General features: G+C 49.4%; 2 protein-coding genes. Both read left to right on the top strand.

All coding sequences use genetic code 11. From position 1 onward, the window contains the following. Positions 1 to 667, top strand: a 667-nt coding sequence (locus VN105_RS18825) for a glycosyltransferase family 4 protein (RefSeq protein WP_325643074.1), incomplete at its 5' end; no start/stop codon positions are given. A gap of 21 nt (positions 668 to 688) precedes the next feature. After that, positions 689 to 1459, top strand: coding sequence for a class I SAM-dependent methyltransferase (locus tag VN105_RS18820; RefSeq protein ID WP_325643073.1), 771 nt, complete (start codon positions 689 to 691; stop codon positions 1457 to 1459). Positions 1460 to 1509: the final 50 nt, after the last annotated feature.

The following is a 1509-nucleotide window of genomic DNA, read 5'->3' as shown; positions in this document are numbered from 1 at the left end:
CCGGCAAACCGGTATCAAAGCCTTAAAAGGTTTTTCCGGTATCGTGGTGAGGAATGGGATCAACCTGCAGAAGTTTAATCCCCATGCACCATACCCGGATCTGCGTGCGGAATATGGTATACCGGAAAATAAGCTGCTGGTGTGTTTTATTGCCCGCATGACCTACCAGAAAAACCCGGTGGGGATGATCAAAGGTTTTGCCGCAGCATTGCAACAGGCGCCACAGCTACATTTGCTGATGATAGGCGACGGGGAACTGATGACCGATGTGGTAAATGCCGCCGCCGCAGCAGGGATAGAAAAACAGGTAACATTCGCGGGCTTCCGCCAGGATATACCGGCAGTGTTGCATGCTGCAGATATTTATTGCTTACCCTCCCTGTGGGAAGGCTTCCCTATTGGCGTACTGGAGGCAATGGCCATGGGAAAAGCGGTGATTGCCAGTGATGTGGACGGAACAAAAGAAGCAGTAAAAGATGGAGAGAACGGGCTGCTGGTGCCATCCGGGGATACGGGGAAACTGGCTGCGGCAATGGTGAGGCTATCGCGCGACGGCGTATTGAGGGCCAGGCTGCAGGACAATGCGCAGGCAGCCATCGCAGCGAATTTCGACGTGGCGGGCATGACGGAAAAAATTGCGGCTGTATACCAACAGCTTTGTAAATAATAACATTTTATCAATTACAATATGACAAAAACCGTGATCACCTACGAATACGACCGGATTACCGATATAAAACGACTGAATTTTATAACGGATAGTTTGAAAAGCAACATCCCCGATGGAGGCCGTGTGTTGGATGTAGGATGTGGTAATGGGGTTATCAGCCGGCATCTCGGGCAGTTTGGCTACGAAGTGCTGGGAATAGATATCAGCGAAAAAACAATTGCAGTAGCCCAGCAGCGCAATACTTACCCTAATGTGAAATTTGCCGCTATCAGCGCGGAAGCGCTTACTGCGCAGGGCGAAACCTATGATGCCGTGATATGCAGTGAAGTGCTGGAACACTTGGATCAGCCGCAACTGCTGCTGAACACCATCCATGCATCGCTGAAAGATGATGGCCTGCTGGTGGTAACTGTTCCCAATGGGAATGGCCCCAGGGAATTGTGTGTAACAAGGCCCATGCTGAAAGCGCGTAACAACCCGGTTTTATGGAAAAGCATCAATAAAGTAAAACGCGCACTTGGATTTAAAGGTACCACCGCCCAATCGCAGGCCGATAACCTGGACCATGTGCAGTTCTTTACCCGGAAAGATCTCCGGGAACTGGCACAGGCCAGTGATTTTAGGATCGTGCGGTTTGCGAAAACCAATTTCGTGGAAGATGTGTTTCCTTTTTCCCTGCTTACAAAGCGGCTTAAATTCCTGCAAACACTCGATTGCCAGGTAGCAGAAATATTGCCTTACAATTTTACCGGTGGCTTTAACACTTTATGGAGAAAAAGTGCCGGTTGATTTTTGAATGTTGGTACAAAAGAGAGAAGGGCTGGTCAGCAATGATCAGC

The sequence above is a fragment of the Chitinophaga sp. genome (assembly GCF_035564935.1).
GTDB lineage: Bacteria > Bacteroidota > Bacteroidia > Chitinophagales > Chitinophagaceae > Chitinophaga.
Note: the sequence above shows the minus strand (reverse complement) of the source record. Positions and strands in the feature narration are given on the sequence as shown.